The organism is Irregularibacter muris (genome assembly GCF_024622505.1).
GTDB classification, from domain to species: Bacteria; Bacillota; Clostridia; order Eubacteriales; family Garciellaceae; genus Irregularibacter; species Irregularibacter muris.
The window spans coordinates 28470-52579 of sequence record NZ_JANKAS010000010.1; the positions used below are offsets into that span (position 1 = coordinate 28470).

General features: G+C 38.2%; 20 protein-coding genes. 3 read left to right on the forward strand and 17 right to left on the reverse strand.

Annotation, left to right across the window (positions count from 1 at the left end; all coding sequences use genetic code 11):
• Position 1: 1 nt before the first annotated feature.
• The 3 genes from NSA47_RS10815 to NSA47_RS10825 form a co-directional block, all read right to left on the reverse strand.
• Positions 2-1816 (reverse strand): ABC transporter ATP-binding protein, encoded by a 1815-nt coding sequence (locus NSA47_RS10815; protein ID WP_257531881.1) that lies wholly within the window; start codon positions 1814-1816, stop codon positions 2-4.
• Between the two features lie 425 nt (positions 1817-2241).
• Positions 2242-2865 carry a response regulator gene (locus tag NSA47_RS10820; protein ID WP_257531883.1) on the reverse strand — a complete coding sequence of 208 codons (624 nt, stop codon included), beginning with the start codon at positions 2863-2865 and terminating at the stop codon, positions 2242-2244.
• Between the two features lie 2 nt (positions 2866-2867).
• On the reverse strand, positions 2868-3980 hold the full coding sequence (locus NSA47_RS10825; protein WP_257531885.1) for a sensor histidine kinase: 1113 nt from the start codon (positions 3978-3980) through the stop codon (positions 2868-2870).
• A 307-nt stretch (positions 3981-4287) separates the two neighbouring features.
• Here NSA47_RS10825 and NSA47_RS10830 point away from each other — a divergent pair, with 307 nt between their 5' ends.
• The 3 genes from NSA47_RS10830 to NSA47_RS10840 are packed head-to-tail and all read left to right on the forward strand — an operon-like array spanning position 4288 to position 7547.
• On the forward strand, positions 4288-5220 hold the full coding sequence (locus NSA47_RS10830; protein WP_257531887.1) for an ABC transporter ATP-binding protein: 933 nt from the start codon (positions 4288-4290) through the stop codon (positions 5218-5220).
• Positions 5221-5236: 16 nt separating this feature from the next.
• Positions 5237-6382: an ABC transporter permease gene (locus NSA47_RS10835; RefSeq protein WP_257531889.1), complete on the forward strand. Its 1146-nt coding sequence runs from the start codon at positions 5237-5239 to the stop codon at positions 6380-6382.
• Positions 6369-7547 (forward strand): ABC transporter permease, encoded by a 1179-nt coding sequence (locus NSA47_RS10840; RefSeq protein WP_257531891.1) that lies wholly within the window; start codon positions 6369-6371, stop codon positions 7545-7547. The genes NSA47_RS10835 and NSA47_RS10840 overlap by 14 nt, the downstream gene beginning before the upstream one ends.
• 222 nt (positions 7548-7769) lie before the next feature.
• Here the strand turns inward: NSA47_RS10840 and NSA47_RS10845 are convergent, their stop codons facing one another.
• The 14 genes from NSA47_RS10845 to NSA47_RS10910 form a co-directional block, all read right to left on the reverse strand.
• Positions 7770-8984 carry a 6-phosphofructokinase gene (locus NSA47_RS10845; protein WP_257531894.1) on the reverse strand — a complete coding sequence of 405 codons (1215 nt, stop codon included), beginning with the start codon at positions 8982-8984 and terminating at the stop codon, positions 7770-7772.
• A gap of 130 nt (positions 8985-9114) precedes the next feature.
• Entirely contained in the window at positions 9115-10248 is a 1134-nt protein-coding gene (locus tag NSA47_RS10850) for an iron-containing alcohol dehydrogenase (RefSeq protein WP_257531896.1), read from the reverse strand.
• A 342-nt stretch (positions 10249-10590) separates the two neighbouring features.
• Entirely contained in the window at positions 10591-12279 is a 1689-nt protein-coding gene (gene argS, locus NSA47_RS10855; protein ID WP_257531898.1) for an arginine--tRNA ligase, read from the reverse strand.
• 18 nt (positions 12280-12297) lie between these two features.
• Positions 12298-12723 carry a YwiB family protein gene (locus tag NSA47_RS10860; protein ID WP_257531900.1) on the reverse strand — a complete coding sequence of 142 codons (426 nt, stop codon included), beginning with the start codon at positions 12721-12723 and terminating at the stop codon, positions 12298-12300.
• 379 nt (positions 12724-13102) lie between these two features.
• Positions 13103-14161 carry a D-alanine--D-alanine ligase gene (locus NSA47_RS10865; RefSeq protein WP_257531902.1) on the reverse strand — a complete coding sequence of 353 codons (1059 nt, stop codon included), beginning with the start codon at positions 14159-14161 and terminating at the stop codon, positions 13103-13105.
• A gap of 114 nt (positions 14162-14275) precedes the next feature.
• Positions 14276-15628, reverse strand: coding sequence for a germination protein YpeB (gene ypeB, locus NSA47_RS10870; protein ID WP_257531905.1), 1353 nt, complete (start codon positions 15626-15628; stop codon positions 14276-14278).
• A gap of 15 nt (positions 15629-15643) precedes the next feature.
• The gene (sleB, locus tag NSA47_RS10875) at positions 15644-16354 is read right to left on the reverse strand and encodes a spore cortex-lytic enzyme (protein WP_257531907.1); all 711 of its coding nucleotides are present in this window, start codon (positions 16352-16354) and stop codon (positions 15644-15646) included.
• Between the two features lie 112 nt (positions 16355-16466).
• On the reverse strand, positions 16467-17933 hold the full coding sequence (locus NSA47_RS10880; RefSeq protein ID WP_506323679.1) for an aminotransferase class I/II-fold pyridoxal phosphate-dependent enzyme: 1467 nt from the start codon (positions 17931-17933) through the stop codon (positions 16467-16469).
• A gap of 249 nt (positions 17934-18182) precedes the next feature.
• Positions 18183-18872: a stage II sporulation protein R gene (spoIIR, locus tag NSA47_RS10885; RefSeq protein ID WP_257531909.1), complete on the reverse strand. Its 690-nt coding sequence runs from the start codon at positions 18870-18872 to the stop codon at positions 18183-18185.
• 79 nt (positions 18873-18951) lie between these two features.
• Complete coding sequence (locus tag NSA47_RS10890; protein WP_257531911.1) at positions 18952-20112, reverse strand: Ger(x)C family spore germination protein; 1161 nt, start codon at positions 20110-20112, stop codon at positions 18952-18954.
• Positions 20105-21208, reverse strand: a complete 1104-nt coding sequence (locus NSA47_RS10895) for a GerAB/ArcD/ProY family transporter (RefSeq protein ID WP_257531913.1) — start codon at positions 21206-21208, stop codon at positions 20105-20107. The genes NSA47_RS10890 and NSA47_RS10895 overlap by 8 nt, the downstream gene beginning before the upstream one ends.
• Positions 21195-22895: a spore germination protein gene (locus NSA47_RS10900; RefSeq protein ID WP_257531915.1), complete on the reverse strand. Its 1701-nt coding sequence runs from the start codon at positions 22893-22895 to the stop codon at positions 21195-21197. Before NSA47_RS10900 ends, NSA47_RS10895 begins: the two co-directional genes overlap by 14 nt.
• 18 nt (positions 22896-22913) lie before the next feature.
• A complete protein-coding gene (locus tag NSA47_RS10905) occupies positions 22914-23123 on the reverse strand; it encodes a CLC_0170 family protein (protein WP_257531917.1) in 210 nt (69 codons plus the stop codon).
• 216 nt (positions 23124-23339) lie between these two features.
• A complete protein-coding gene (locus tag NSA47_RS10910; RefSeq protein WP_257531919.1) occupies positions 23340-24101 on the reverse strand; it encodes a nucleotidyltransferase family protein in 762 nt (253 codons plus the stop codon).
• Positions 24102-24110 lie beyond the last annotated feature (9 nt).

The window sequence follows — 24110 nt, forward strand, 5'->3', positions numbered from 1 at the left end:
ATTATACCCTCCCTTCCTGTAGCTCTCTATCTAAATCCTGCTCTAATTGGTTTTGTATATTCCAAATACGGCGATATAAACCTTCTTGTTTCATGAGTTCCTCATGGGTACCCCATTGTACCAATTGTCCCTGATCCAATGCCATAATATAATCTGCTTCCGCGATGGTGGTGATACGATGGGAAATAATTATCGTGGTCACCTTTTCACTTTTTTCTCTAAGACTTTTTCTAATGGCTGCATCAGTCTCTGTATCTATAGCACTTAAAGAATCATCAAATATAAGAATAGGTGCTTTTTGAATGATGGTTCTAGCAATGGCTATTCTTTGTTTTTGTCCCCCTGATAGAGTGACTCCTCTTTCCCCCACTGGGGTGTCATATCCATGTTCAAAGCTTTCTATGACTTCATGGATGGATGCCACATTCGCCGCTTCATAAATTTCTGCTGGCTTTACCCTTCTCTTGGCTAGGCCTATGTTTTCCCCTAGAGTCTTAGAGTACAAAAATGGCTCTTGTAGGACTATCCCAATATTTTTTCGTAGGTGTTGCTTATTCATGTCCCTTAATTCAATACCATCAATGGTGATCGAGCCCCCATCATAGTCATAAAGACCTTGCAGGAGGTGAACCAAGGAGGATTTCCCTGAACCTGTGGGACCAATAACTGCAATGGTCTTGCCCTTCTCTATGGTAAAGGAAATATTTTTTAAAATAGGACTTTCTTTATCATAGGAAAAGCTCACATTATTAAATTGAATTTTCCCTTTAATGGTTGGGGTAAGACCCTGACCATTCATATCTTCCCGAGGTTGATCTAAAATTTCCTTTACTCTTCCTAAAGACACCATAGTTTTCCCCATATCCGCAAGGATTCTCCCTAGCTGTCGAATGGGCCATAATAGCATTCCTTCGTAAGTAGTAAATACCACCAAGGTTCCTAAAGTGATAACCCCTGTACCTGCCAGGTAAGACCCTACCACTAGTACGGCACCCATTTGTAGCAAGCTTAAAATATCTGACAGAGACCAATACCATGCCAACAGCACTACTAAATGATAGACTAAATCTCTAAATTCCTTATTTCTTTCTTTGAATTTATCCTGTTCAAAGGCCTGCCTGCCAAAGGCTCGAACTATCCGGACTCCTGCTAGATTTTCCTGAAGAACGGTAGAAAGCCTAGCCTCGGATTCATCGGCCAGTTGGAAGGACTTTCTCACCTTATTGTAAAATACCCAGGAGAATATAAGGAGAAGGGGCACCACCGCCATAGAAATCAAAGTCATTTTCACATCCAGCACCAACATAATGGAAAGGGAAAAGACCAACATAAAGATTACTCTACTGATTTCCACAAATTGTACAGCCAAAAATCTTCGTATGGTTTCCACATCGGAGGTACAACGCTGGATTAAATCCCCTGTATCTACCTTCCCATGCCAACTATAGGGTTGATGTTGGATATGATCGTAGAGTTCTTCCTTCATCTTCTTCGCTATATCCTCAGCAGCGATTGCCGACCATTTCCCCTTGGTATATAAAAATACTCCGTTGGCAACAGTGATCGCCACCAATAGAAGGGCAGGAATCCATAGATTGTCATATAAATATTCCTTTCCTCCTATAGAATCTATCCATCTAGCAATCCATAAAGGGACTTCCAGGGGTTGGTTGCCGATAATGGAATCAATGGTTACTCGAATCACCAAGGGACTGACAATGGCAAATAAAGTCGCCAATCCCATACTTATCATAGAAGCAAAATATAGTATTCTATTTCCTTTCATTAACCTCCACAATAATCTAATATTTTTCATGTTAAGCCTCCTTTTTGTCAAATAAAAAAACCATAGGTTTTCTTACCCATGGTTTATATCTATATTTCCCTAAGAAAATTCCCAATATTTATAGGAATAAAATACATCTATAAAGAAATGCAAAAAATAAATAAGCCATAGGTAAGTGTTCAACCTATGACAGAAAAAATCTTAAGTACATAAAATAAACTTATTTCTCAAGATGACATAGGTCGTGATAGAGTATTCTGTTCATTTGGGCATAGCTATCCCCTAGATTATATACGCCTACAAAATATGCTCGATTCATCATTTTCACGACCTCCTTTTTTAAGATTTATAATTTTGTGACTTTTTCTATAAATTAAGTATAATGCCCTTTGCCAAAAATTGCAAACCTTTTTTTGTAAATTTTCCTTACTACTCGAAACCTAATAGCTAATCTTCTATTTTCTCTTGTAATAATCAATAGCAATTTGGGTTCGATCCCTAAGATCTAATTTTTCTAATATCAAGCTAATATAGTTTCGAACGGTGCCTTCACTTAGATAGAGTTTTTCTGAAATTTCTTTGTTGGATAGTCCCTCTGCTACCTGTTGGATAATGCGATATTCTTTTTCGCTGATACCACAATCCCTATAGGATTTTGTCTTGGCTTTAGGTTGCATAAGGTTGGGGAGTTTGGTTATAATTTCATTCCCATAGACATTTTGTCCTGAGAATATGGCCTTTAGAGCGGGAAGAATGCTATGAAAGTCCTGCTTCAATAGATATCCTTTAGCTCCAATATTTAAAGCTTTGATGATGTACTCATCGTCTAAGAAGGTGGTCAAATAAAGTATTTTTGCTTCTGGATATTTTTCTAAAATAATCTCCCCTGCCTCAAGTCCTGACATAGAGGACATTCGAATATCCATAAGAAGAATATCCGGTGTGAGTCTACCATATGCCAAAGCAGCTGCCTCGCCACAGGTATCTGTAGCCACAACGGTAATCTCGGGGTCAGTCTCCAAAATAATCTTTAATGAAGAACATACAATTTCATCATCATCTACGATATACACTCTCAAATCTATCCCTCCTGTACTTTATGAATAGGAATGGTGATAAATATTTTAAATCCCTTTTCCCCAGAGATTTGGATAATTCCATTTAGCCCCTGTACTCGCTCTATAATGCTCCTCAGTCCTAGCCCTTCACAGGTTGAACTATCCTGATTGATTTCTTTCACTTTTCTACTTTCTGTTTCCGATAGCTGACCATTGTCATAGATAATCAATTGATACATAATGGGGTGTTCTGTCAGTATAATAGAAGCCTGGGTCCCATTGGAATGCTTCATCATATTGGCCAGCCCTTCCCTTATGGTTGAGATAAAAAAATACTTCAGGGGAAGGGGAGGAGGAGTGTGGATATTATAGTCAAAGTGCAGGGTACAAAAACGAAAGTCCTTCACCAAGTTCTCAATAGCAGCGTACAAATCTATGGATTCATCATACATATTATGAATACTTATACGTATGCTATCCATCCCTTGGGATAATGAGCTTTGCAATAGGGTCAATTCTTTTTTTGTCTCCTCTTCTTTGCTACGAATAAGAAGGGCCGCAATGTGTAATAGGGAACGGGAGAGCAGGTGACCAATATTGTCATGGATTTCCTTAGCTATGCGGTTTCTTTCCTTTAGGGTAGCCATATGCACTTGGTAATCTTGATTTTCTAATAGCTTGTGACTTTTCTTTTCCAATAGAATTTCTAATTCCTTGGCATTATCTCGATAGGTATAATACTCCTGCTGCAATGTGTTGACTTTATAGGTTTTCATCTTGGCGAAAAAGGATAGACCCATAAGAAAAATGATATAAAAAATAGTGATCAAATCATAAAATGGGCGATGCATAAGAATAGGAATCAAAGATAGCCCACTGTATTTCCATTCCTCAGTGCAAAAAACATCATAGAGGATTAAGGGCAGAAATAGGTTTAAGTGGGGGAAAAATATACTTAAAAACACAAAGAAAAGGACTGAAAATCTATTAATTTTCCCTTTTTCAAAATATGTGCAAAGGCCACTTAGAGTAATAACAATAATCATGGCCACTGGGGCATTTTCAATACCCAATTTATCTACATAAAGTAAAGTACAAAAAACAAATAGCAATAGCTTATCTATAATCTCTAACATAGCTTCACCCTATATCCACTTTTTTCGACAATCTTCTTTTTTTCAAATATACCACTTTTTTTGCAATACTACAATCTATTCCTACTCTGCATTGATTTTGATGACATTTGTCATATAAGATTGTGACGCCTTTCACTACACAGTTCTGTCTCTATGCTCTATATTTAAGATAACTCATTTTGCTAGTTAAATTCCTATTTGCCCATGCACTGCGTCTAAGAGTTTGCACAAAACAAATTCTCCATTTAACTGGCACAATTGGTTAAAGTATAAGAAAATTCCCTAAGAAGTGGAAAGGAGCAATACCATGATCGTACAGGTTAATAATTTAGTGAAACGCTATGACCATTTGGTGGCTATTGATCATTTGAATTTAGAAATTCAAAAGGGAGAGATTTTTGGGCTCCTAGGACCCAATGGCTCTGGCAAGACAACTTTCATCAACTGTCTTTTATCCTTATTAAAATACGATAAGGGCACTATAGAGATCTTTGGGCAACCCATGAGCCCAGTGGCCTATGATATTAAGAGAAATATCGGAGTCATCTTTCAGAATATCGCCGTATTTGAGGAATTGACGGTATATGAAAATATCTCCTACTTTTGCAGCCTCTATATTAAGGATAACGCTGAAGTAAAAAGACTTACTAAAGAAGCCATTGCTTTTGTCTCTTTAGAAGATTATGTAAAATATTACCCTAAAAAACTAAGTGGTGGTTTGCTACGAAGGTTAAATATTGCCTGTGGCATTGCCCACAAACCAAAACTTATTATTTTAGATGAGCCCACTGTAGCCGTAGATCCACAAAGTCGTAACAAAATACTAGAGGGCATCAAAGAATTAAATCAACAAGGAGCAACAGTTATCTATACTACCCACTATATGGAAGAAGTTGAACAATTATGTAGCCGTATTGCTATTATGGATAAAGGAAAAATCATAGCAAAGGGTACAAAGGAGGAATTAAAGGAAATGATTTCCCTTGGGGAAAAGATTACCTTAGAAGTCTTTCATATTACCCCTGATCAAATCCAACATTTGAGGGAACTTCCCCATATTTTATCCGTGGAATACACAGACACTACTTTGACCATTAAATCCTCCAAGGGTAAAAATAATTTGATTCATATTTTAGAGTTTTTGACGACTAATTCTATTCCTTTTCATCAAGTATTTACAGAGCATCCCACTTTAAATGATGTATTTTTAGAAATAACCGGCAAAGAGTTAAGGGATTAAAGGAGCGTGATAATTCATGATAAGACTATATGGCACTAGACTTAAATCTTTGGGCAGAGATCGAAGCAATGTCTTTTGGACTTTTCTATTCCCTATTATTTTAGCTACTTTGTTCAACTTGGCCTTAGGGAATATTTATAACACCGAAGCTTTTCATTCTATAGAAGTTGCCCTTGTGGAAAATGACAACTATTCATACATGAAAGAGTTTGAAAAAACCTTAGAGGATACTACTATAGAAAATCATGGAGAAGATACTAAGCTTTTTAAAGTCACTAAAAGTGATGAAGATCAAGCTAAGACCTTATTAAATAACAATAAAGTCATTGGATATATAGAGCCGGGAAAAGAAATGAATCTCGTGGTCAAATCCTCTGGTATCCAGCAGACCATCGTAAAATCTTTCTTAGAAAAATATAGTCAAACTTTAAACACCTTAGAAAGTATTGGAAGAACCTCCCCTCAATCCTATGGGCAAGCGCTAGAAGATATAGGTCATCTATCCTCCTATATATCAGAGGTTAATCTAGGTAAAAATCCTCCTGATATTATTTTAAATTTCTATTATGCCTTGATCGCAATGGCCTGTTTGTTTGGAAGTTTTTGGGGTCTCAAAGAGATTGTAAGTATCCAAGGGGATTTATCTTGGAAGGGAGCACGAATCAATATTACCCCCCTTCATAAAATCAAATTACTTTTGTGTAATATGCTGGCTGCCCTTACCATACATCTCATAGGTATTTTACTCCTATTAGCTTATTTGAGCCTTGTACTAAAAATTGATTTTGGAAAAAATCTAGGCTATATTCTTCTTACATGTTTTATGTCCTGTATGTTAGGAATATCTCTAGGGGCAATGGTGGGGACACTGACCAAAAAGAATGCTGATTTTAAGAATTCCGTACTTGCAGCAATCGTGATGTTCTCTTGCTTTTTAGCTGGTTTAATGATGGTAGAAATGAAACATATTGTGGCTACAAAGCTTCCCTTTTTACAGTATCTCAATCCTGCTCATCTTATAACCGATGCCTTTTATAGCCTGTACTATTATGAAACCTATAGTAGATTCTCCCTAAATATTGTTCTAATGCTTGGCTATAGTCTACTTTTTAGCTTGATCACCTATCTACTTGTCAGGAGGATGCAATATGAGAGTCTATAAATTATATTTTAAATTATTAAAAAGAGCTCTTCCTACTCTATTGGTTTATATTGTCATATTTCTTGCTATGACCCTTTTGTTTACTACCAATATGCAGGAAACCAATGGGAGCATTTTTGAAGAGTCTAAAGTAAGAATGGCCTTGATTAATCATGACGAGGAAAGCATCTTATTGCAAGCATTTAAATCCTATTTAGAAGAAAACAGTGAACTGGTAGAGATTGAAGAATCAAAGGAAGGAATGCAAGATGCATTATTTTTTAGAGATGTGACTTATATCCTTACTATCCCCCAAGGATTTACAAAGGATTTCTTCCAGGGGAAGGATCCTGTATTGGAAAAATATACTGTGCCTGATTCTGCTGCTAACCATACTGTAGATCTGATGGTAAATAATTATTTTAATACTGGAAAAATCTACCGCAATATAGAAAATATTAGGGAAAAGGAATTGGTAGAAAAAATTATTCAAGACTTAGATGTCCAAGTGAAAGTTGATCTTTACTCGGTAGAGGCCAAAGCAGTAGATAATACTCCACAGATATTTTATTATAATTATCTTGTATATGCGATGTTGTCTATACTGATATTGGGAATGAGCTCTATTATGATTTCCTTTGCTGACTTGGATATAAAAAGGAGAAATTTTGCTTCCCCTCTTTCTCTATATCGTATTCAATCAGAACAGATCCTAGGCCATTTAACCTTTGCTTCTCTTTGTGTGCTATTGTTTGTTGCCCTAGGTTTTATCGTCAATCCATCTTCTTTCTTTGACAAAACTTCGCTACTATTCATATTAAATTTTATTGTCTTTACTATTACAGCTCTCTGTATTGCTTATCTTGTGGGCTCATTGACAATGAATAGAGAAGTCACCAATGGAATCGCTAATATCGTAGGACTAGGTCTATCTTTTGTAAGCGGAGTCTTTGTTCCTATGGAGCTCCTTGGAGAAACCACCTTAAAGATTGCTCGATTTACTCCAGCCTATTGGTATACTTCAAATAATTCCATCATTGGAAACTTAACTAATTTTACCTGGGAACATTTATCCCCTATATATAGCAATCTCCTTATTCAATTAGGCTTTGCCCTTGCCCTATTGACCATTTCTTTAGTGATTAATAAAAAGAGCAGCCAAGCTGCTTCCGCTAGGAAACCCTAGGTTCCCTTCTGCGATGGCAAAAATCTCCATCTGAGCACCCTCCTAATACGGCAGGGGAAATTCCCCTACAACCCCTTTTTTTATTGAATAGGAAAGTAGAGAGGCCGCCTGAGCCTCTCTAAAATATAACAAGGACGGTGGACTGTGTAAGAATTGTCACCCTAAGCGTAGCCTAGGAGAAACTTAATTTTCACACAATCTGCCGTCCCTTTATTTCAATTACTATTTAACTAAAATTTTTGGTACCCTTGGCGCTCTTAAGCGATAAGCATCTTGGAAGCCTGAGCCGATAAGAGGTCTTGCATAGGTGATAAAAGCATCCGTTACGTTATTGCCCCTCGTATTTAAGAATTCATCGGGCATATATTTGGTCTTGGCACTAATTTCGTGTAATTGTCGTAGTTGATAATCTACAGAATAGTTTCCTGTTCTTTGAATGGTGACCGATCCATCTACATCTTTCCATAGGGCAAATTGAGCGGCTTTTTCTCCTACTTCCCTGGCTTCATGTAGGTCAACATCAGATACACAACCCATGAAGGATCTTTGTAAGTACCCAAAGGTATCCGATCGTACACGGCTAATGTTTAGCTTTTCTTTAATGGTGTTGGCTAGGAGTTCTCCTAGGGCTCCTCCTCCTAGATGGACATTTCCATGGGCATCTTTTTCTACTTGTTCTACTAATCTTGTGGCAATGGCCACTCCATTTTCATCTTGAACTCCTTCAGAAACAGCAATTACACATCGTCCATATTTATCATAGACTTCCTTGACGTCTTGTAAGAATTTATCCATATCAAAGGCTCTCTCTGGTACATATACCAAATGGGGACCATCATCGGGATATTTCTTAGCTAGGGAAGCGGCAGCCGTTAAAAATCCTGCATGTCGACCCATAACTACGCCTATGTATACTCCGCCAAAGGCTCTATTGTCTAAGTTTACTCCCATAAAGGCTTGGGCTACAAACCGAGCAGCCGATCCATATCCTGGGGTATGGTCATTTAAGACTAAGTCATTGTCTATGGTTTTAGGAATGTGGATTGCTCTGAAATCGTAATTTGCCCTTTGAGCATTTTCATTGACTATACGTACTGTATCAGAGGAATCGTTACCCCCTATATAGAAGAAATATCTTACATCATGGGCTCTTAATACCTTAAAAATCTCTTTACAATAAGCATCATCGGGTTTTATTCTTGTAGAAAGTAAGGCCGATGATGGGGTCATGGCTACTTGTTCCAAATTATGGGTTGTTTCCTGCGTAAGATCCATAAATTCTTCATTGACAAGCCCTTCTATTCCATTCACTGCTCCATAAACCTTTGTTACTTGAGGAAATTTCCTTGATTCTAAAACTGCACCAACTAAAGATTGATTAATCACGTGGGTTGGTCCTCCACCTTGGGCTACAACTACTTTACCAGTTAAATTCATCCAAATATCCTCCTTTATATTGATGGGACCTTTATGTCCCTATTGGCCACATCTCGCCTAAGTATAGTCTATCATATTTTCCGTCCTTTAGGCAAAAATCTTCCAAAACCTTTCTTATATTCTTATCCGTTTATTCCCCATGATAAATTCTTTTTAATATCTTTTCCATATCCTCTTTGGGGACGGTGATTGGATTGGATCGGGTAGATCCTTTTAATCCATTATCCACTAGAATAGAAAAATCTTTCTGGAAATCCTCTTGGGAAATTCCTAATTCTTTAAAGGATCTGGGAATATTTAAGGTAGTGTTTAACTCTCTTATGGCTTGGATAAAATCTTCCCTTTGGATGCTTTTCCCTAGTTCTCCTAATCTTTGCTTTACTTCAGGGTCTTGGGCATTATATTCTAATACATAGGGCAAAGCCACTGCATTGATCAGTCCATGGCCTAGGTTATACATGCCCCCAATGGCATGGGAAATACCATGGGCCATGCCCAATCCAACATTGGTAAAGGCACATCCTGCCATACATTGATAATTGTGTACTTTTTGTCGACTACGTTGATCTCCATCTTTGTAGGAATGGGGTAAGAATTTGTACAAGCCTTCCACTGCTCCCTTGGCCAATACTCCTGTGAAATCATCACTGTTTTTATTAATATAACTCTCTACTGCATGAGTCATGGCGTCCATACCAGTTTCTGCCACGACATTTTTGGGCATAGTCAAAGTAAGACTTCCATCCAATATGGCGATATCTGGTACAAAGGCTGGGGATTTTAATCCAATCTTGATATCCTCCTTTTTAAAGGTGACCACTGCCGACCAGGTTACTTCTGTGGCTGTGCCAGAAGTAGAAGGGATAGCAATAAGCTGAGTTTTAGTTCTTTTAGAAGGTAAAGTCATCTCCTGAATCCCCTCTAAGCTCAATTGTTGATCATCATATAGAAGTGTCATTACTTTGGCTGCATCAATGGCTGACCCACCGCCCACGGCAATAATGGTTTCAGGCTGGAATACATTCATTTTCTCCAATCCCTCTAATACGTCTAGGGTGGTAGGATTAGCAGGAATACCGGAATGTATTTCTACCACACAATCCTTTTTCCCAAGAATATCCTCTATCTTTTGTATGGTACCATTTTTAAACATGGCAGATTTCCCCGTCACTACAAATACTCTTTTACATTGAATTTTCTCTAAATAGTTTATGGCACCTTCTCCAGTAATAATCTTTTCTCCATGAAATCTTAATTCCTTCACGGTATCTATCTCCTTTCTAATTTTATTTGGCTCTATCCCATGTATCCTATGTATTATATCTATAACTTTATGTTTTTCTTGTTGAATTTCGTCGTCTCACCCATTTTTAGCCTGTATTGCCTTAAAGAAAAAGCCGCTGATTCCACTTCAACGGCTTCTCCTATGGATAAATAGTAAATGACGCTTTTGCAGATAGTGGGTATAACACCCGATAAATGGAAATATTCAATCCGCTTGTAAGCCTGGGTGTTTGACCGTAAGGGAGTTTTCAGGCTTTAGGAATAAATAATTTCCATGAATCGTTGGTGTTATCCGCTGCTCTCCCCACTCCATTGGCTTTACTTACATTCTCTCTGGTGCTGTAATCCCCAATAAAGTTAATACATTTTCAAGTACTTGGCGGGTGCAGGCCACCAACATCAATCTTGCTTTCATGAGTTCTTGATCTTCTACCTTTACCCTACAGGCATTGTAAAAACTGTGAAGCAAGCCTGCTAGGTCTAAGGCATAGCGGGTAATCCGACTAGGCTCTAGGGTACGGGCTACAATAGCAATTTCCTCTGGAAGATCTGCTAGTCTTCTCATAAGTTCTAGTTCAGGTTCTTCCTTTAATAATTCAAGGTGTGCATCTTGAATGACATCTAGGGTGATTCCTTCCTTCTTCATTTGACGAAGGATACTACAGATGCGGGCATGGGCATATTGTACATAAAACACAGGGTTTTCATTGGATTGTTTTACAGCTAGGTCTAGATCAAAGTCCAAATGGCTGTCCGCTGTCCTCATATTGAAGAAAAATCTAGCGGCATCCTTACCTACTTCCTCCACCAAATCTGATAAGGTGATGGATTGTCCCTTTCTTTTAGACATTCTAGCCACTTCGCCATTTCTCATTAAACGCACTAATTGCATAATAATAACTTCTAAACGGGATGGCTCAATACCTAGGGCCTCCATAGCTCCCTTTAATCTTGCCACATGGCCATGGTGATCGGCTCCCCAAATGTTGATGGCTAGGTCAAAATTTCTGACCTGCAATTTATTTCTATGATAAGCAATATCTGCTGCAAAGTAGGTGGGGATCCCGTTATTTCGAATGAGTACTTCATCCTTATCTCCCCCAAACTCAGAGGACTTAAACCAAAGAGCGCCATCCTTTTTGTAGGTATGTCCTCTTTTCTCTAAGGTTTCAATGGTATCTTGGATTAAGTTACTCTTATGCATGGATTCCTCTGAAAACCATAGATCAAAATGAATGCCGTATTCTCCTAGGTCCTGCTTTAATCGATCTACATTCTTTTGAAGAGCATAGTCTATAAAGGCCTTTCTTCGCACCTGTGGTTCTTCCTGTAAATATTTGTCCCCCTGTAGCTCAATGAAATTTCTCATATGCTGGACAATGTCTTCCCCCTGATAGCCGCCTTCGGGTACCTCTGCATCTTGTCCCAATAACTCCAGATATCTAGCCTCTAGGGATTGTCCAAATTTTTCAATCTGATTTCCCGCATCATTGATATAGAATTCTTTGGTTACTTCATAACCTGCTGCTTTAAGTATCTCTGCTAGGGAATCTCCTAGGGCTCCTCCTCTGGCGTTGCCCATGTGCATAGGTCCTGTAGGGTTAGCACTGATAAACTCTACATTGACAGTCTTTCCCTGTCCTATCTGGATTTTTCCGTAATTTTCACGCTTGGCATCAATTTCCTTTAATACTTCTACCAACCAGCTGTTTTCTAATTGGAAATTAATAAAACCAGGTCCTGCGATAGTAGTATTTTGAATATATGTACCTTGGGTATCCATATTGTCCACAATTGCCTGGGCAATAACCCTTGGAGGTTTTTTTGCTTGCTTGGTTAGTTGCATAGCAATATTGGTAGCAAAATCCCCATGGGCCTTTTCCCTGGGTACTTCTAATATAATTTCTGGTATCTCTTCTATGGTAAATGCCTGCTCTTTCATTGCCTTTTCTAATGCCTTTTTAATGCTTTCCTTTATGCTATTTTGTAAATTTTCTATGCTTCCGCTCAAAGGTTAGTCCTCCTTATATTAATGTTTTACTTGAATATCTAATGTATTTCTAGATCCATGGGCGCCGTCAATTTCCATATTGTAATCCAGATGAATAGCAATAGGATCCTTTTCTTCGTTATATTCCACATCTACATTTTTGGTAGAAATGCTCATGAGCAAATCTCCGTAGGGGGTTTCATAGCGATTATATTTCTTTTTTCCCTTTTTAAAAACCAAGTGAGAGTTGGTCGTGCCCAATCTAATAATGGTCACCTGATCTCCTTCTATTTTCACTGTGGTAGTGGTCCCTTCCATTCCCGAGACTTCACTTTCTTTATATAAAATATATTGACTTTTATCTTTGTTGTATAATTCTCCCTCAGTAAGAAGTTCAATGATCTCTGCTTCTTGATCCTGGGTCTGTTGTTTCCCTTTAATACTCAGCCAAACTTTTTTCTTCATGTATGTATTCCACCTCATATTTTATCTTTTCTTGTTGAATACTTTCTTCTTTATATTTATACCCTATAAGTCCTCCTTGTATGAGAATACATTGGTATGATCAAAAAAAATATTCTTTTCTCCACCAACATGTCCTCAATAGAAAAATAAATATCCTTGGTCGCCAACTCCTCAAGATGGCTCTATCATGGGATATCCCTTTAAACCTATAGTAAAGAATCTTGGTTTAAGATTTTGGTTTTCCTCTTTGCCTTTCTTAATCATAAACAAAACAAGCAACTATTTCAATAGTTGCTTATATTTTATCATATTTTGTCAGAGGGCTTTCTTTTCTTTCTCCTCTTTAATATAAGGCACTCCAAAATCTGTATATGTCCTTCTAAGCTCTGTTCTTTTTATCTTCAAAACGTTCTTGGGCAAGTTCAATAAGTTTATCAATTAATTGGCAATAGGGTATGCCGGTATTTTCCCATAGTTTTGGATACATGCTGATATTGGTAAACCCTGGCAAAGTATTGATTTCATTAATATATATTTTCCCTGTATTTTTCTCTACAAAAAAGTCTACCCGGGCTAATCCACTACCATCTATTGCCTTAAAGGCCTTAATGGCTAATTTCTGAATGGTCTCTGTGGTTTCTTGATCAAGGGGAGCAGGCATCAATAATTTTGATCCATCTCCATCTAAATATTTAGCCTCATAATCATAAAATTCATTGGAAGGAATAATCTCTCCCAATATAGAAGCCTTAGGCTCTTCGTTCCCTAATACCGCACACTCTATTTCTCTACAATCAATGAATTCTTCTAGTAGAATTTTTCTATCATATTGGGCGGCTTGGTCTATGCCTTTTATTAGCTCTTCTCTATTGTGGGCTTTGGTAATGCCCACGCTGGAACCCATGTTAGCTGGTTTGATAAAAATGGGATAATCTAATTTCCCCTCTATTTTTTCTATGGCTTTTTCTTGCTCCTCTTGCCATTTTCTTCTCATGATTAAAAGATATTGCCCTTGGGGTAGGCCTGCCATTTCATAAAGGGTTTTGGTATAAATCTTATCCATACCTACAGCAGAGGCCAGCACTCCACATCCTACATAGGGAATATTAAAAAGTTCAAAAAGACCTTGTACTGTACCATCTTCTCCCATGGGACCATGAAGTATGGGAAATACCACATCAATTTTTTTTAGTATAGGATGTTGGATAGAAAAGTCCTCTAATAAATATTCCTCTTCCTTTTCCCATTGCCCATCCTTTATTTTTTCCACAGGTCCATTGTAGATCATCCATTTTCCCTCTTTGGTAATCCCAATCATGACAACATTATATCTATCTTTATCCATGGCCTCAATGACATTGGTAGAAGACATAAGGGATACTTCGTGTTCTCCTGATTGCCCTCCAAAAATCACTGCCACTGTTTGTTTTTTATCCATTACTATCCTTCCCCTTCCCATCTGTTCTGCCTCTTTTATACCTATTATTCTATCACAAAGAAATATGACAAATAAAGCCGAAATGTAAAAGATGGGAGAGAACTCTCCCATCTTTTACATCGTTAAGTCGCCAGTATTGGTATTGATCACTTTTAATATCTGTTGTTCTTCTCCTGTAAGGGCATTGATATATACAATAAATGTATCTCCCTGGAAGTTTCCCTTAAATTCATAACACAGCACTTCTTTTTTGCTTTCTGTGGGAATAATGGCTAGGCGCTCTTTAAAGATATCTAGTCGCTCACTAACCTTATCCTTTGCCTCTTGTAATGAAATCTCTGGAGTGGGGATATCTCTTTTTTCATGACTGGTCCAATAGCCCTGGGACTCAAAACCGATTATCTCCCCATCATCTAAGGCAACCTGCACTTTCATCAAATCAGGATACATCAGAACATCATCCTGCTCATAGGCAAAGTTAAATACAGCTACTCCATTATATTTTTCAGAATAAGAAGGTACCATATTGTTGAAACCTTTTTCCTCTAAGAAGTCTTGGGCCTTTTCTAAGGCCTTTGGCATAGATAATACTACCCGGTCAATATTTCTACTGTCCATCATCCATACCACATGGCCACCCTTTCTGCTGACTTCTACATAAATTCTTCGATCTCCCTCTTCTCCTGCCGGTACAACTTCATAGCCATAAGTATGAATTACTCCTTCTCCTCGACTTAATTGATTAATTTCACCGACTTTATCTGAACCTAAGAAGGCTATAATCTTTTCTTCTCCTTGATTTCTTGTCAGCCCCTCCCCTTTTATTGCTTTGGGTTCTATATCTATAAGATGGTCTGAAAAGGGGCCGTCATAAATCATCTTAGGGTAGGTAATCATTTCCTTTTCTACTCTAGTAAGATTTTCTGTAATGACGTTATCGGATACTCTTCTTAGGGTCAATCCGCCTTCCTCTCTTATGCTTCCAAATTGTACCGACTGATCTGTCATATCTTGGTGTAGTTTTTGTAAGGCTGTAACCATATAACCGGAATTATTATGTAGCCTTTCTAAATCTTCCCATTGTTTTCGACTCATGACGTCTCCTTTAATATTTTGTTTTCCCAAGGAATAGGAAAAATCACCTAACTGTGTTAAAAACTTAGAGGTCTCGTTAAGCGATAGATGGCTAATAGGTAGTCGATTGAGATTCATCTGGGCTAAATCCGATAATTTCCAAGCTTCTGTCAAGGCTAATGCTCTTTGTTCATCCGATTGGCTGACTACTGACTTGGCCAATAAAGTTTGAATACTTTCCATGGAATTTAACAGAGAATAAAAATCATTTTTATATTGATTTTCCAAAAATGTTCGATAATTATTTTTATTGGTATATTCCCTATACCCCCATAATCCTGCAGCAGCTACGGCTAGAACAAGTAACCATGTAATTACCCTTCTATTTTTCATTGTCTTCCCTCCTTTCTAATTGGCAAAAACGTGCTTACCAATTGTTTTGATAACGGGGCGTGAGTAAATCCATTTATTGGTAGTCTTGGCAGTATTATAATAATAAATCGCTCCACTAGATGGATCCCATCCTGCTAGGGCATCCCTTGCAGCTTTAAGCGAACTTTCATCGGGAGCCATAAACATCTGCCCATCTGCCACCGCCGTAAAGGCCCCTGGTTGAAAAATGACACCACTTACGGAATTAGGGAAAGAAGCATGCCTTACCCGATTGAGAATAACTGCCCCTACTGCCACTTGGCCGATATAGGGCTCACCCCTGGCCTCCCCATGAATAGCCTGGGCTAATATATAGACTTCATCCCTATTGCTGGTTCCCCTACTGGCTTGATAGTTGGTATTCGCGGGGGCTTTTTTTATTAAATGTCCTAAACCCATGGCATTTAAAGTCTGTTGTCCTGCTTTTCCATCAGCTGTTAAACCCTGTTTTTTCTGAAAAGCCTTTACAGCCTGTTCAGTTTTCCAACCAAAGGATCCGTCTACAGTACCATCCTTCATGTATCCCCAATCCTTTAATTTTTGCTGCAATTGTCTCACTGAATTGCTATCGCTGCCATAGTAAATAACATTTTGTTGTGCCATCACTATTTTTTCATTGAGATAGGCACCGGCTAGGGCAAAAATTAAGGTCGAGATCATCACTATTGCAATTAATTTTTTTTTCACCCAAGTTCTCCTCCTTTATCTAGGATAAGAGTATTTTTTGTCAACTTGGACTTATTTATTCTTAAAAGAAGGATTTGTTTAAAAATGCCCAGAAAAAAACAGCTAAATTTTCTTAGCTGTTCATTCCCAAAATCTTTATATAATCCACATAGGGATCTTCTGTCCCCTGGAGCATACTTTTCTGTGCTTTTAAAGCTTCTATATATTCCACTAATTCTTTTGTAATTTTTTCTCCTGGAGTGACTACGGGTATCCCTGGGGGATAGGCCATAACCGACTCTCCACTGATTTCTCCTATGGAGTCCCTAAGTTTTACTACTCGTTTAATGCTATAGTAGGCATCTCTGGGTGAGATAATGACTTCAGGATTTTTAAGGGGCGGGGTGATGATGGATTTTCCTCTTCCAGGTTTTCCATACTTTTCTTTTATCTCCCTTAGGGCATTAATAAGGGCATCTATACTTTCTTTGCGGTCCCCCAAGGAGATAATACACAATATATTGTACATATCTGCAAGTTCTACTTGGATATTATATTTTGATCGTAAAATTCTTTCTACCCCATAACCAGTTAATCCTAGTTCTTTTACATGAACTCCCAGTTTGGTTTCATCAAAGTCATGGACTCCTGGATTGCCTATCAAATCCTTACCAAAGGCATAATAACCACCGATTTCATTGATTTTATCTCTACCATAACGGGAAAGCTCTAATACTTTTTCCAATAATTCTTCCCCTCTAATGGCGAGTTGTTTTCTTGCCACATCAATAGAAGCCATGAGCAAATAAGAGGCACTGGTGGTTTGAGTAAGGTTAATAATGGATTTGACCTTCTGTACATCTAGCTTCTCATTGTTTAATACCAATAGAGAGCTTTGGGTTAAGGACCCTCCGGTTTTATGGGTGCTAATGGCACTCATGTCTGCTCCTACCTGTATACCTCCTATGGGTAGCTCAGGATGAAAGGACATATGGGCACCATGGGCTTCATCTACTAATACCGCCATATCCCGTTTTTTAGCTAATTTTACTATCTCTCTTACATCAGACACGGCCCCATAATAGGTGGGATTGATGAGAAAAATGGCCTTGGCATCGGGATGTTCATCCATGGCTATTCTCACCTTTTCCATGCTCATACCCATGGCTATTCCGATTCTTTCATCAATCTCAGGCTGAATATAGATAGGAATAGCTCCGCTCAATATAATGCCTCCTATAGCAGACTTATGGGCATTTCTGGGAATCAATATTTTATCCCCGGGATGACAATAGGACATAATCATGGCCTGTACTCCGGAGCTTGTTCCATTGACTAAAAAATAAGCATAATCTCCCCCATAGGCTGCTGCGGCTAAATCAGTGGCTTCTTTGATAACGCCTATAGGATTACATATATTATCTAAACATTCCATGGCATTAACATCAATTTCTAATACCTTAGAACCTACATATTCTGCAAACTCTGGCAGTCCTACCCCATGTTTATGTCCCGGTACATCAAAGGGTATGACTTTGCTTTTATTGTATGCCTTTAGAGCATCAAACAAAGGTGTTTTATTTTGATCCATTTCTGTCAAAATAGTCCCCCCTTTCTCTGTGGTTAAATCTTTCTTTTATGTTCTTTCCCTTCATTTTTTAACTTATCCATTAAAACATAATTTCTATCACTTTTCAATAGATTCTTTTCTTTTTAATTTATCTTAGAAAAGATGTTTGATTGCTTTATTGCGGGATATATATATATTACAACAATCATGTTGAAGGCTAATCATTTCCTTTTTTCCTTATCCCCAAAAAAGTCAAGGACTCCCCGTCCTTGACTTTTTTTATTTAAACAAAGATTGAAAAATCTCTACAATCTTCCATCTTACCTCTACCTCTGGTTCTTTCTCTATACTCTCTTCTTCTTCATCCTCTTCCTCTAAACCATGGGCGGCAGGTTCTATCATCTCTTCTACGCTTTCAGTATTTGAGGCTGTATCCTCTACATGAATAAAGCAAAGAGGTGGAAACATCACACACCACCAATTAGCTCCTTTTCCCTCTCCCAATACAATACGAAAGGCCTCATAGGTTCCTGCAGGCAAGCTAAATTGTCCGTAATATTTTGTAGGGAAAGAAAATTTTCCTAGGGCAGCTGTAGCTCCATAGTCTTTCCCATTTTCCTTCAATACCTCTGTAGCTACCTCTATCATTTTATCTTTATTATTTTCAATAATGTTTCTGGTTTCTTCTAAACTCTGGGACTTTTCCAGGTAAGGCACAATCTCTTTCAATACTTCATCCCTTACTACTGCCTTTACCTCTTGATCACTATCAGAATCACTATTGGCAAGCACATGAAAGCGGATAAGACTTTGAGCTATTTCCTCCTGGGATTGTACTTTAGAGTTTTTCATTAAATCTTCTACTCTATCTACATTGGCCAGTACCTTATTTGTAGAAAATAATTGTTGTACCAATAAAATACTTACCAATGTACAAATCATCATCAATACCTTATATTTTTTATTCATTTTCTTTTCCCCCTGTTTTCTACCTTTTAATTGAAGTATGGACAAAAGAAGATGATTTTAAACCTATATTGGAGAAGAATCACTCTACTACTCCTACCCTACGAATTCTTGCATCGGTTTGCACCTGAATATCCATGGAAGAAAATACCTCTTCCCAATCCTTCTCCACCTGTTTCCATATCTTCGGATGGAATTTCTGTATATAACTTCCTACCCGAATGACATCTGCTTTATACTCCCTTTGGAGCTTTTTAATGGTCTCCATGGCATCCTTTGTTATTTCCTCTGCCACTGATTTCTCCATTGTTTTAATCAGCTTATCGTCCATCAAATCCAAATTATAGGTACCCTCATCTAACTGACCTTCTGTCCTAAGTTTGAAAATCATCTGGAGACCATCTTCGGTAGTCTTCAACTTCTTCTCTAGCTTGCTATTCACTATGGTATAGGAAATTAAGGTGTCTTCATATTTTGTCACAATGCCTCCCCCTTGTAGAGTCCCCTTTAAGAACATCAAGGACCTAGCCTCCTGACCCGTAAAATAACCCCTAAATTTAAAGTTTTGAATAATGGCTGCTCCCTCTACTTTAACTTCATCCTTTCCTAGGTTGATTTTGGGGAGAACAACCGTGCCCCTCTGCCCTAGTTCAGTCAGCATTTGGGTTAGCGTTACATGGGAAACCTTAGAGGATACTCTTCTATTTTCCATAATCCCCACAACATAAGGGACCAATAAATTTGCCCCTGTGGGTTTCATCTCAAAGACATCCTTGGCTCTTCCCTGCACTACTGCCACCTTGGCATCCCAATTAATATTTTGGTTTCTATGGAGATAGTCCATCATTTCCTTCATATATTCTTCATTTTTCAAAACATCTTCTCCAAACAAAATCAAATCGGTATGTCCAAAGAACAATTGTAGATCTATTCTGGTATTCATTTCCCTTTCGGCTTCCTTAGGACTTCTGGTGGTAATGGTCATAGAGGAAAATGTGTCCTCCCCAGCCCCCTTACCAACTACTGTACTGGCTAAGGGATGAATATAGGTGATACTATAACGAGGAGAAAAATGCTCTGGTTCTGAGGCATTCTCTCTTTGTCTTGCTAGCTCTTCCTCTGGGGGCTTATCAAAGGCGATACCTAAAACAAGGGCTCGTTCTTCAATATCTTGTTTGTCCCAACATCCAGTATTCAATAGCAGTAAACAAACCAATAGTAGCATCAATATCTTTTTAGCCATGGGTCTTTTCTCCTTTCTTTCTAAGGATTGATACCACCAGCAGAAGAAGGGGAATAATAAAGGCTACAGTGGCACCCAAGTAAATGGATACCCTACTGTCCCAATCGTAGACCTCTGCTATATTCCCTGGTAGCAGAGCTAATATGTAAATAATGGGTAAGATCAACATGACATAGACTCTATAATCCTTTACCCCGGTCAATTTACTTAGGGTTATGCTCCCTGAGAAATAAAGAGTGGAAGAGGTGGTATAGGCAAAAAATACCCAAATGGTCATAATAATTCCTTCCAATTGCTCAATAAAGGAGCCGGGCACTTCAATAGCTTTCACATAGGACATTAAGGGCCATATTAATTGGCCAGTTTCATCCACTCCAAAGGTGGAGATAACAAGCATTGTGGTAAAAAGATAGATAACCGTAACAAAAGAGATTGCAATAATCATAGACTTTTTGGTGTTTTTATGATCTGCCACATAGGGTATAAATAACAGAGCAGATTCAAAACCTAGAAAGCTTAGAAAAAGCTGAAGACTGCTCTTCATCATGTCTAAGGGGGATGATTGAAACACGGGAAGTAAATTCGTGTAATCGACCTTGTAGGTACCGGCAAGTAAGGACAATAAAAAGGGTATGATCATTAAAAACAACATAATCTCATAGAATCTCACAATGGCTTCCAGTCCCTGCCTGATTAAATAGGCTAATGCCAATAAAAAGGTTATGATAATCACCTCAATAGGCGTCCGAGGTAATAAATACATCTTCAATACCTCTCCAAAGATTCTAATAATGAAGGCACAAATAGGGATGAAATATAGGGTATACACTATCACCACAATGCTGGCTAGAGGTTTTCCTATGAGCTCTGTAGTATAGTCAAAAAACTGCTTATTCGGGAATCTACTTCCTAAAGCATGGATAATCATAGTAGCGATTAGACTAAACCCTCCCCCAATTAAAATCAGCAGCCAACCGTCTGAGCCAACATCTTGTACAACGATTCTAGGCACAGCCAATATCCCTACCCCCATGATGGTTACTACGATCAGGATACCTAATTGCAGTGAGGAAATCTTTATTTTATTGTTGTCCATCATCCTCTCCTCCCTTCTTTTTCTCTTTTGTAAGCTTTATAGGTTTTATGAATTTTTTTAGAGGGTTTTTATCGGTATCCATCCCTTGATCTTGGACAGAATTTTTTCCCTGAGGGGGTTGATTGATTTCTTCCTGACCCCCTTCTTCCCTAGGCCCATCCCCCATTCTTTTTTTATCTCCTCCCGCAGTATATTCTGGTCTGTTTTTCATCGAAAGTAAGGGAGCCTTGACAAGGGTATCCTTTATTTCTGACGATTTAAAGGGAGCTAGGGGAATGAGATAGGGCACGCCAAAGCTTGTCAAGGAAGCCAAATGTACCAATACCAATATGACCACCAAGATCAAACCATAAAGGCCTAAAAAACTTGCGGCGGCCATGGCTGTAAAGCGTAATAGTCGAAAACTAATACTCAAGTTGTAGCTAGGTATGGCAAAGGATGAAATAGCCGTCACCGCCACGATAATGACCATAATAGGACTGACCAGTCCTGCCTCTACAGCAGCTTGCCCAATGATTAAACTGCCCACTATACCTATGGTAGACCCCATCTGACTAGGAAGTCTTACCCCTGCTTCTCTTAAGAGTTCAAAGGTGAATTCCATAAGTAAGGCTTCCATAAATACTGGAAAGGGTACAGTTTCCCTAGTGCCTGCAATAAATATGGCTAATTGACTAGGGATGATCCCCGGATGATAGGAAGCAATAGCTATATAAACCGCAGGTAAAAGAAAGGAAATTACCACTGCGCCCATCCTAACCCAACGAACAAAATTGGCCACCCACCATCTTTCATAGTAATCCTCCGAGGATAGTAAAAATGTATTTAAGGTCACTGGTACCACCAACACAAAGGGGGTATTGTCAATAATAATGGCTACCCTTCCTTCCAAGAGGGCAGCGGCCACTGTGTCCGGTCTCTCACTGTGTTGAATTTGGGGAAAAAGAGAAATCCAACTATCTTCTATCAATTGTTCAATGTATCCACTTTCTAAAACGGCATCAATATCAATAGCTTCCAAGCGTTTTTCTACTTCCTGAAGAATATCCGTCCTGGTAATATCCTCTATATACGCAATACCGATATCGGTTTTGGAACGCTTACCGATTTGCATACTTTTTATTTTAAATTTTGGGTCTCTTATTTTCCTCCTTAAAAGGACGGTATTTACCCTAAAGGTCTCTACAAAACCTTCCCGGGCACCTCTGATAACTGATTCACTACTGGGTTCATCTATTCCCCTAGTAGGCCATCCCTTAGTAGATGTAATCAAAAATCTATCTATACCGTCTATAAAGATAATGGTATCTCCTGATAATACTCCTAGTATTCCTTCATCTAGATTGTCGCTTTCCTTTACATCGGCTGCAGAAAGGCCACCCTCTAATATTAGCTCATACATTTTCTCCTTTACTTCCTCTAAAGCAGGTGGAGTACGTCTCGCGTCCAACATTAAGGACTTTAGGATATGCTCCTCTATCACGTCCTGATTGATCATTCCATCTAGAAAAACAATAAACATTTTTTGTTCTTGCTCTTGGCCTAAACGAAATTCTCTATAGACCACATCGCTACAATCCTGAAATATGTTTTTCAAGGTTTTCATATTCTCATCTAATAGAAGAGAAACAGGTATAAACTCCTTTTGTTTTTTCTCCGTTGTTTTTTGTCTTCCCAATTTTTTCATAAAAACCGTTCCCTCCTTTTATACGAAAATAGCAAATATAAGATAGGATAAAATTCCACCTATAATATAGATCAACCCTACTACTTTGGTAACCTTTGCTTCTTTTTTTAAATCCTTTTTCAACATTATTTTTTGGTCAACATAAAAAGTAAAAAAACCACATCCTACAAGTAAAACCATCGTGTAAAATGAATACATTCCCTTAATGGTATCTAACACTTTGCCCATTGTCTTATTCCTCCTACATACAATACAGGGTTAACTTCTATTTTTACCTTTAAAGCAAAAAAAATACAGGCAATCTTTTGCCTGTACTAATTTAACGAAGCATCTTAAATAAAATACACCTTTCTTACTTGCAGTAGCGGGTCTACCAATCATTCCTTTGGTATGATAGCCACTATCTGCAAAGACGTCCTTTGGTATTTTGTTTAAGATCTCTCTTTATTTATGATGAAGAAGGGATAAATATTTTTCTGCATATTCTACATCAGAAGGTTTGTCTACATCATTGCCCACTTCTGCGTAGGAAGAAATAATGGCTTTGGGTTCGATATTGAGAAGATGGGCTACTCTTTTTTCAAGACCTTTTAGGGTAAGGGTGCCCATTAAAAGTCTAGCCAAGAAGCTTATTCCTAACATTTTGGCCATTTTCCAAGGTTTTTTTCGGTGTTCCATCATATATCTAGCCATATCTATGCAACGATCCACTATGGCAGGATTGACCAGAAACATATTGCCTCCCGTAAAGGTGCCTTCCCTGAGTTTAATATAGGTCCGCTTCATTTGGGGAAAAGCTTCCTCCTGGGCTTCCTTGGAAATAATAGGATAGGTTAAATCTCCCTTGGAATCCAAAGAAGCTTTAATAAAGTCATCAATGGCAGCAGGGGTAATAAAGGGGATATCCGCCGTGATAATTAGCACTTTATCCTCTCTTTGAAAATGCTCTAGTCCTTTGACTACATTGTCTATCATTTGCTCTTTTTCAGGAAGTATGATGTCCTTATCTGGGTCTATCTGAATTTCCCTCGCTAATGCATTTTCATCCCCTATAATGGCTATACCATCTATAAAGGCACTTCCCCTTAAGGCATCTATAATGTATTGTACCATTATCTTTCCCCTTATGGGTAATAGTGCTTTATTGGTATAACCTAATAGGGGCGTTTTGTTTCCCTTACTACCTGCTAAAATTAAGGCTTTCATCCTTATCCA

Bases quoted from the DNA above. Each gene is read 5' to 3' on its own strand.
- NSA47_RS10830 (WP_257531887.1), top strand. From the start codon at position 4,288: ATGATCGTACAGGTTAATAATTTAGTGAAACGCTATGACCATTTGGTG.
- NSA47_RS10895 (WP_257531913.1), bottom strand. From the start codon at position 21,208: ATGGACAACAATAAAATAAAGATTTCCTCACTGCAATTAGGTATCCTG.
- NSA47_RS10865 (WP_257531902.1), bottom strand. From the start codon at position 14,161: ATGGATAAAAAACAAACAGTGGCAGTGATTTTTGGAGGGCAATCAGGA.
- ypeB (WP_257531905.1), bottom strand. From the start codon at position 15,628: ATGAAAAATAGAAGGGTAATTACATGGTTACTTGTTCTAGCCGTAGCT.
- NSA47_RS10840 (WP_257531891.1), top strand. From the start codon at position 6,369: ATGAGAGTCTATAAATTATATTTTAAATTATTAAAAAGAGCTCTTCCT.
- spoIIR (WP_257531909.1), bottom strand. From the start codon at position 18,872: ATGAATAAAAAATATAAGGTATTGATGATGATTTGTACATTGGTAAGT.
- NSA47_RS10835 (WP_257531889.1), top strand. From the start codon at position 5,237: ATGATAAGACTATATGGCACTAGACTTAAATCTTTGGGCAGAGATCGA.
- NSA47_RS10815 (WP_257531881.1), bottom strand. From the start codon at position 1,816: ATGAAAAATATTAGATTATTGTGGAGGTTAATGAAAGGAAATAGAATA.
- NSA47_RS10905 (WP_257531917.1), bottom strand. From the start codon at position 23,123: ATGGGCAAAGTGTTAGATACCATTAAGGGAATGTATTCATTTTACACG.
- NSA47_RS10900 (WP_257531915.1), bottom strand. From the start codon at position 22,895: ATGAAAAAATTGGGAAGACAAAAAACAACGGAGAAAAAACAAAAGGAG.
- NSA47_RS10890 (WP_257531911.1), bottom strand. From the start codon at position 20,112: ATGGCTAAAAAGATATTGATGCTACTATTGGTTTGTTTACTGCTATTG.
- NSA47_RS10825 (WP_257531885.1), bottom strand. From the start codon at position 3,980: ATGTTAGAGATTATAGATAAGCTATTGCTATTTGTTTTTTGTACTTTA.
- NSA47_RS10845 (WP_257531894.1), bottom strand. From the start codon at position 8,984: ATGAATTTAACTGGTAAAGTAGTTGTAGCCCAAGGTGGAGGACCAACC.
- NSA47_RS10860 (WP_257531900.1), bottom strand. From the start codon at position 12,723: ATGAAGAAAAAAGTTTGGCTGAGTATTAAAGGGAAACAACAGACCCAG.
- NSA47_RS10910 (WP_257531919.1), bottom strand. From the start codon at position 24,101: ATGAAAGCCTTAATTTTAGCAGGTAGTAAGGGAAACAAAACGCCCCTA.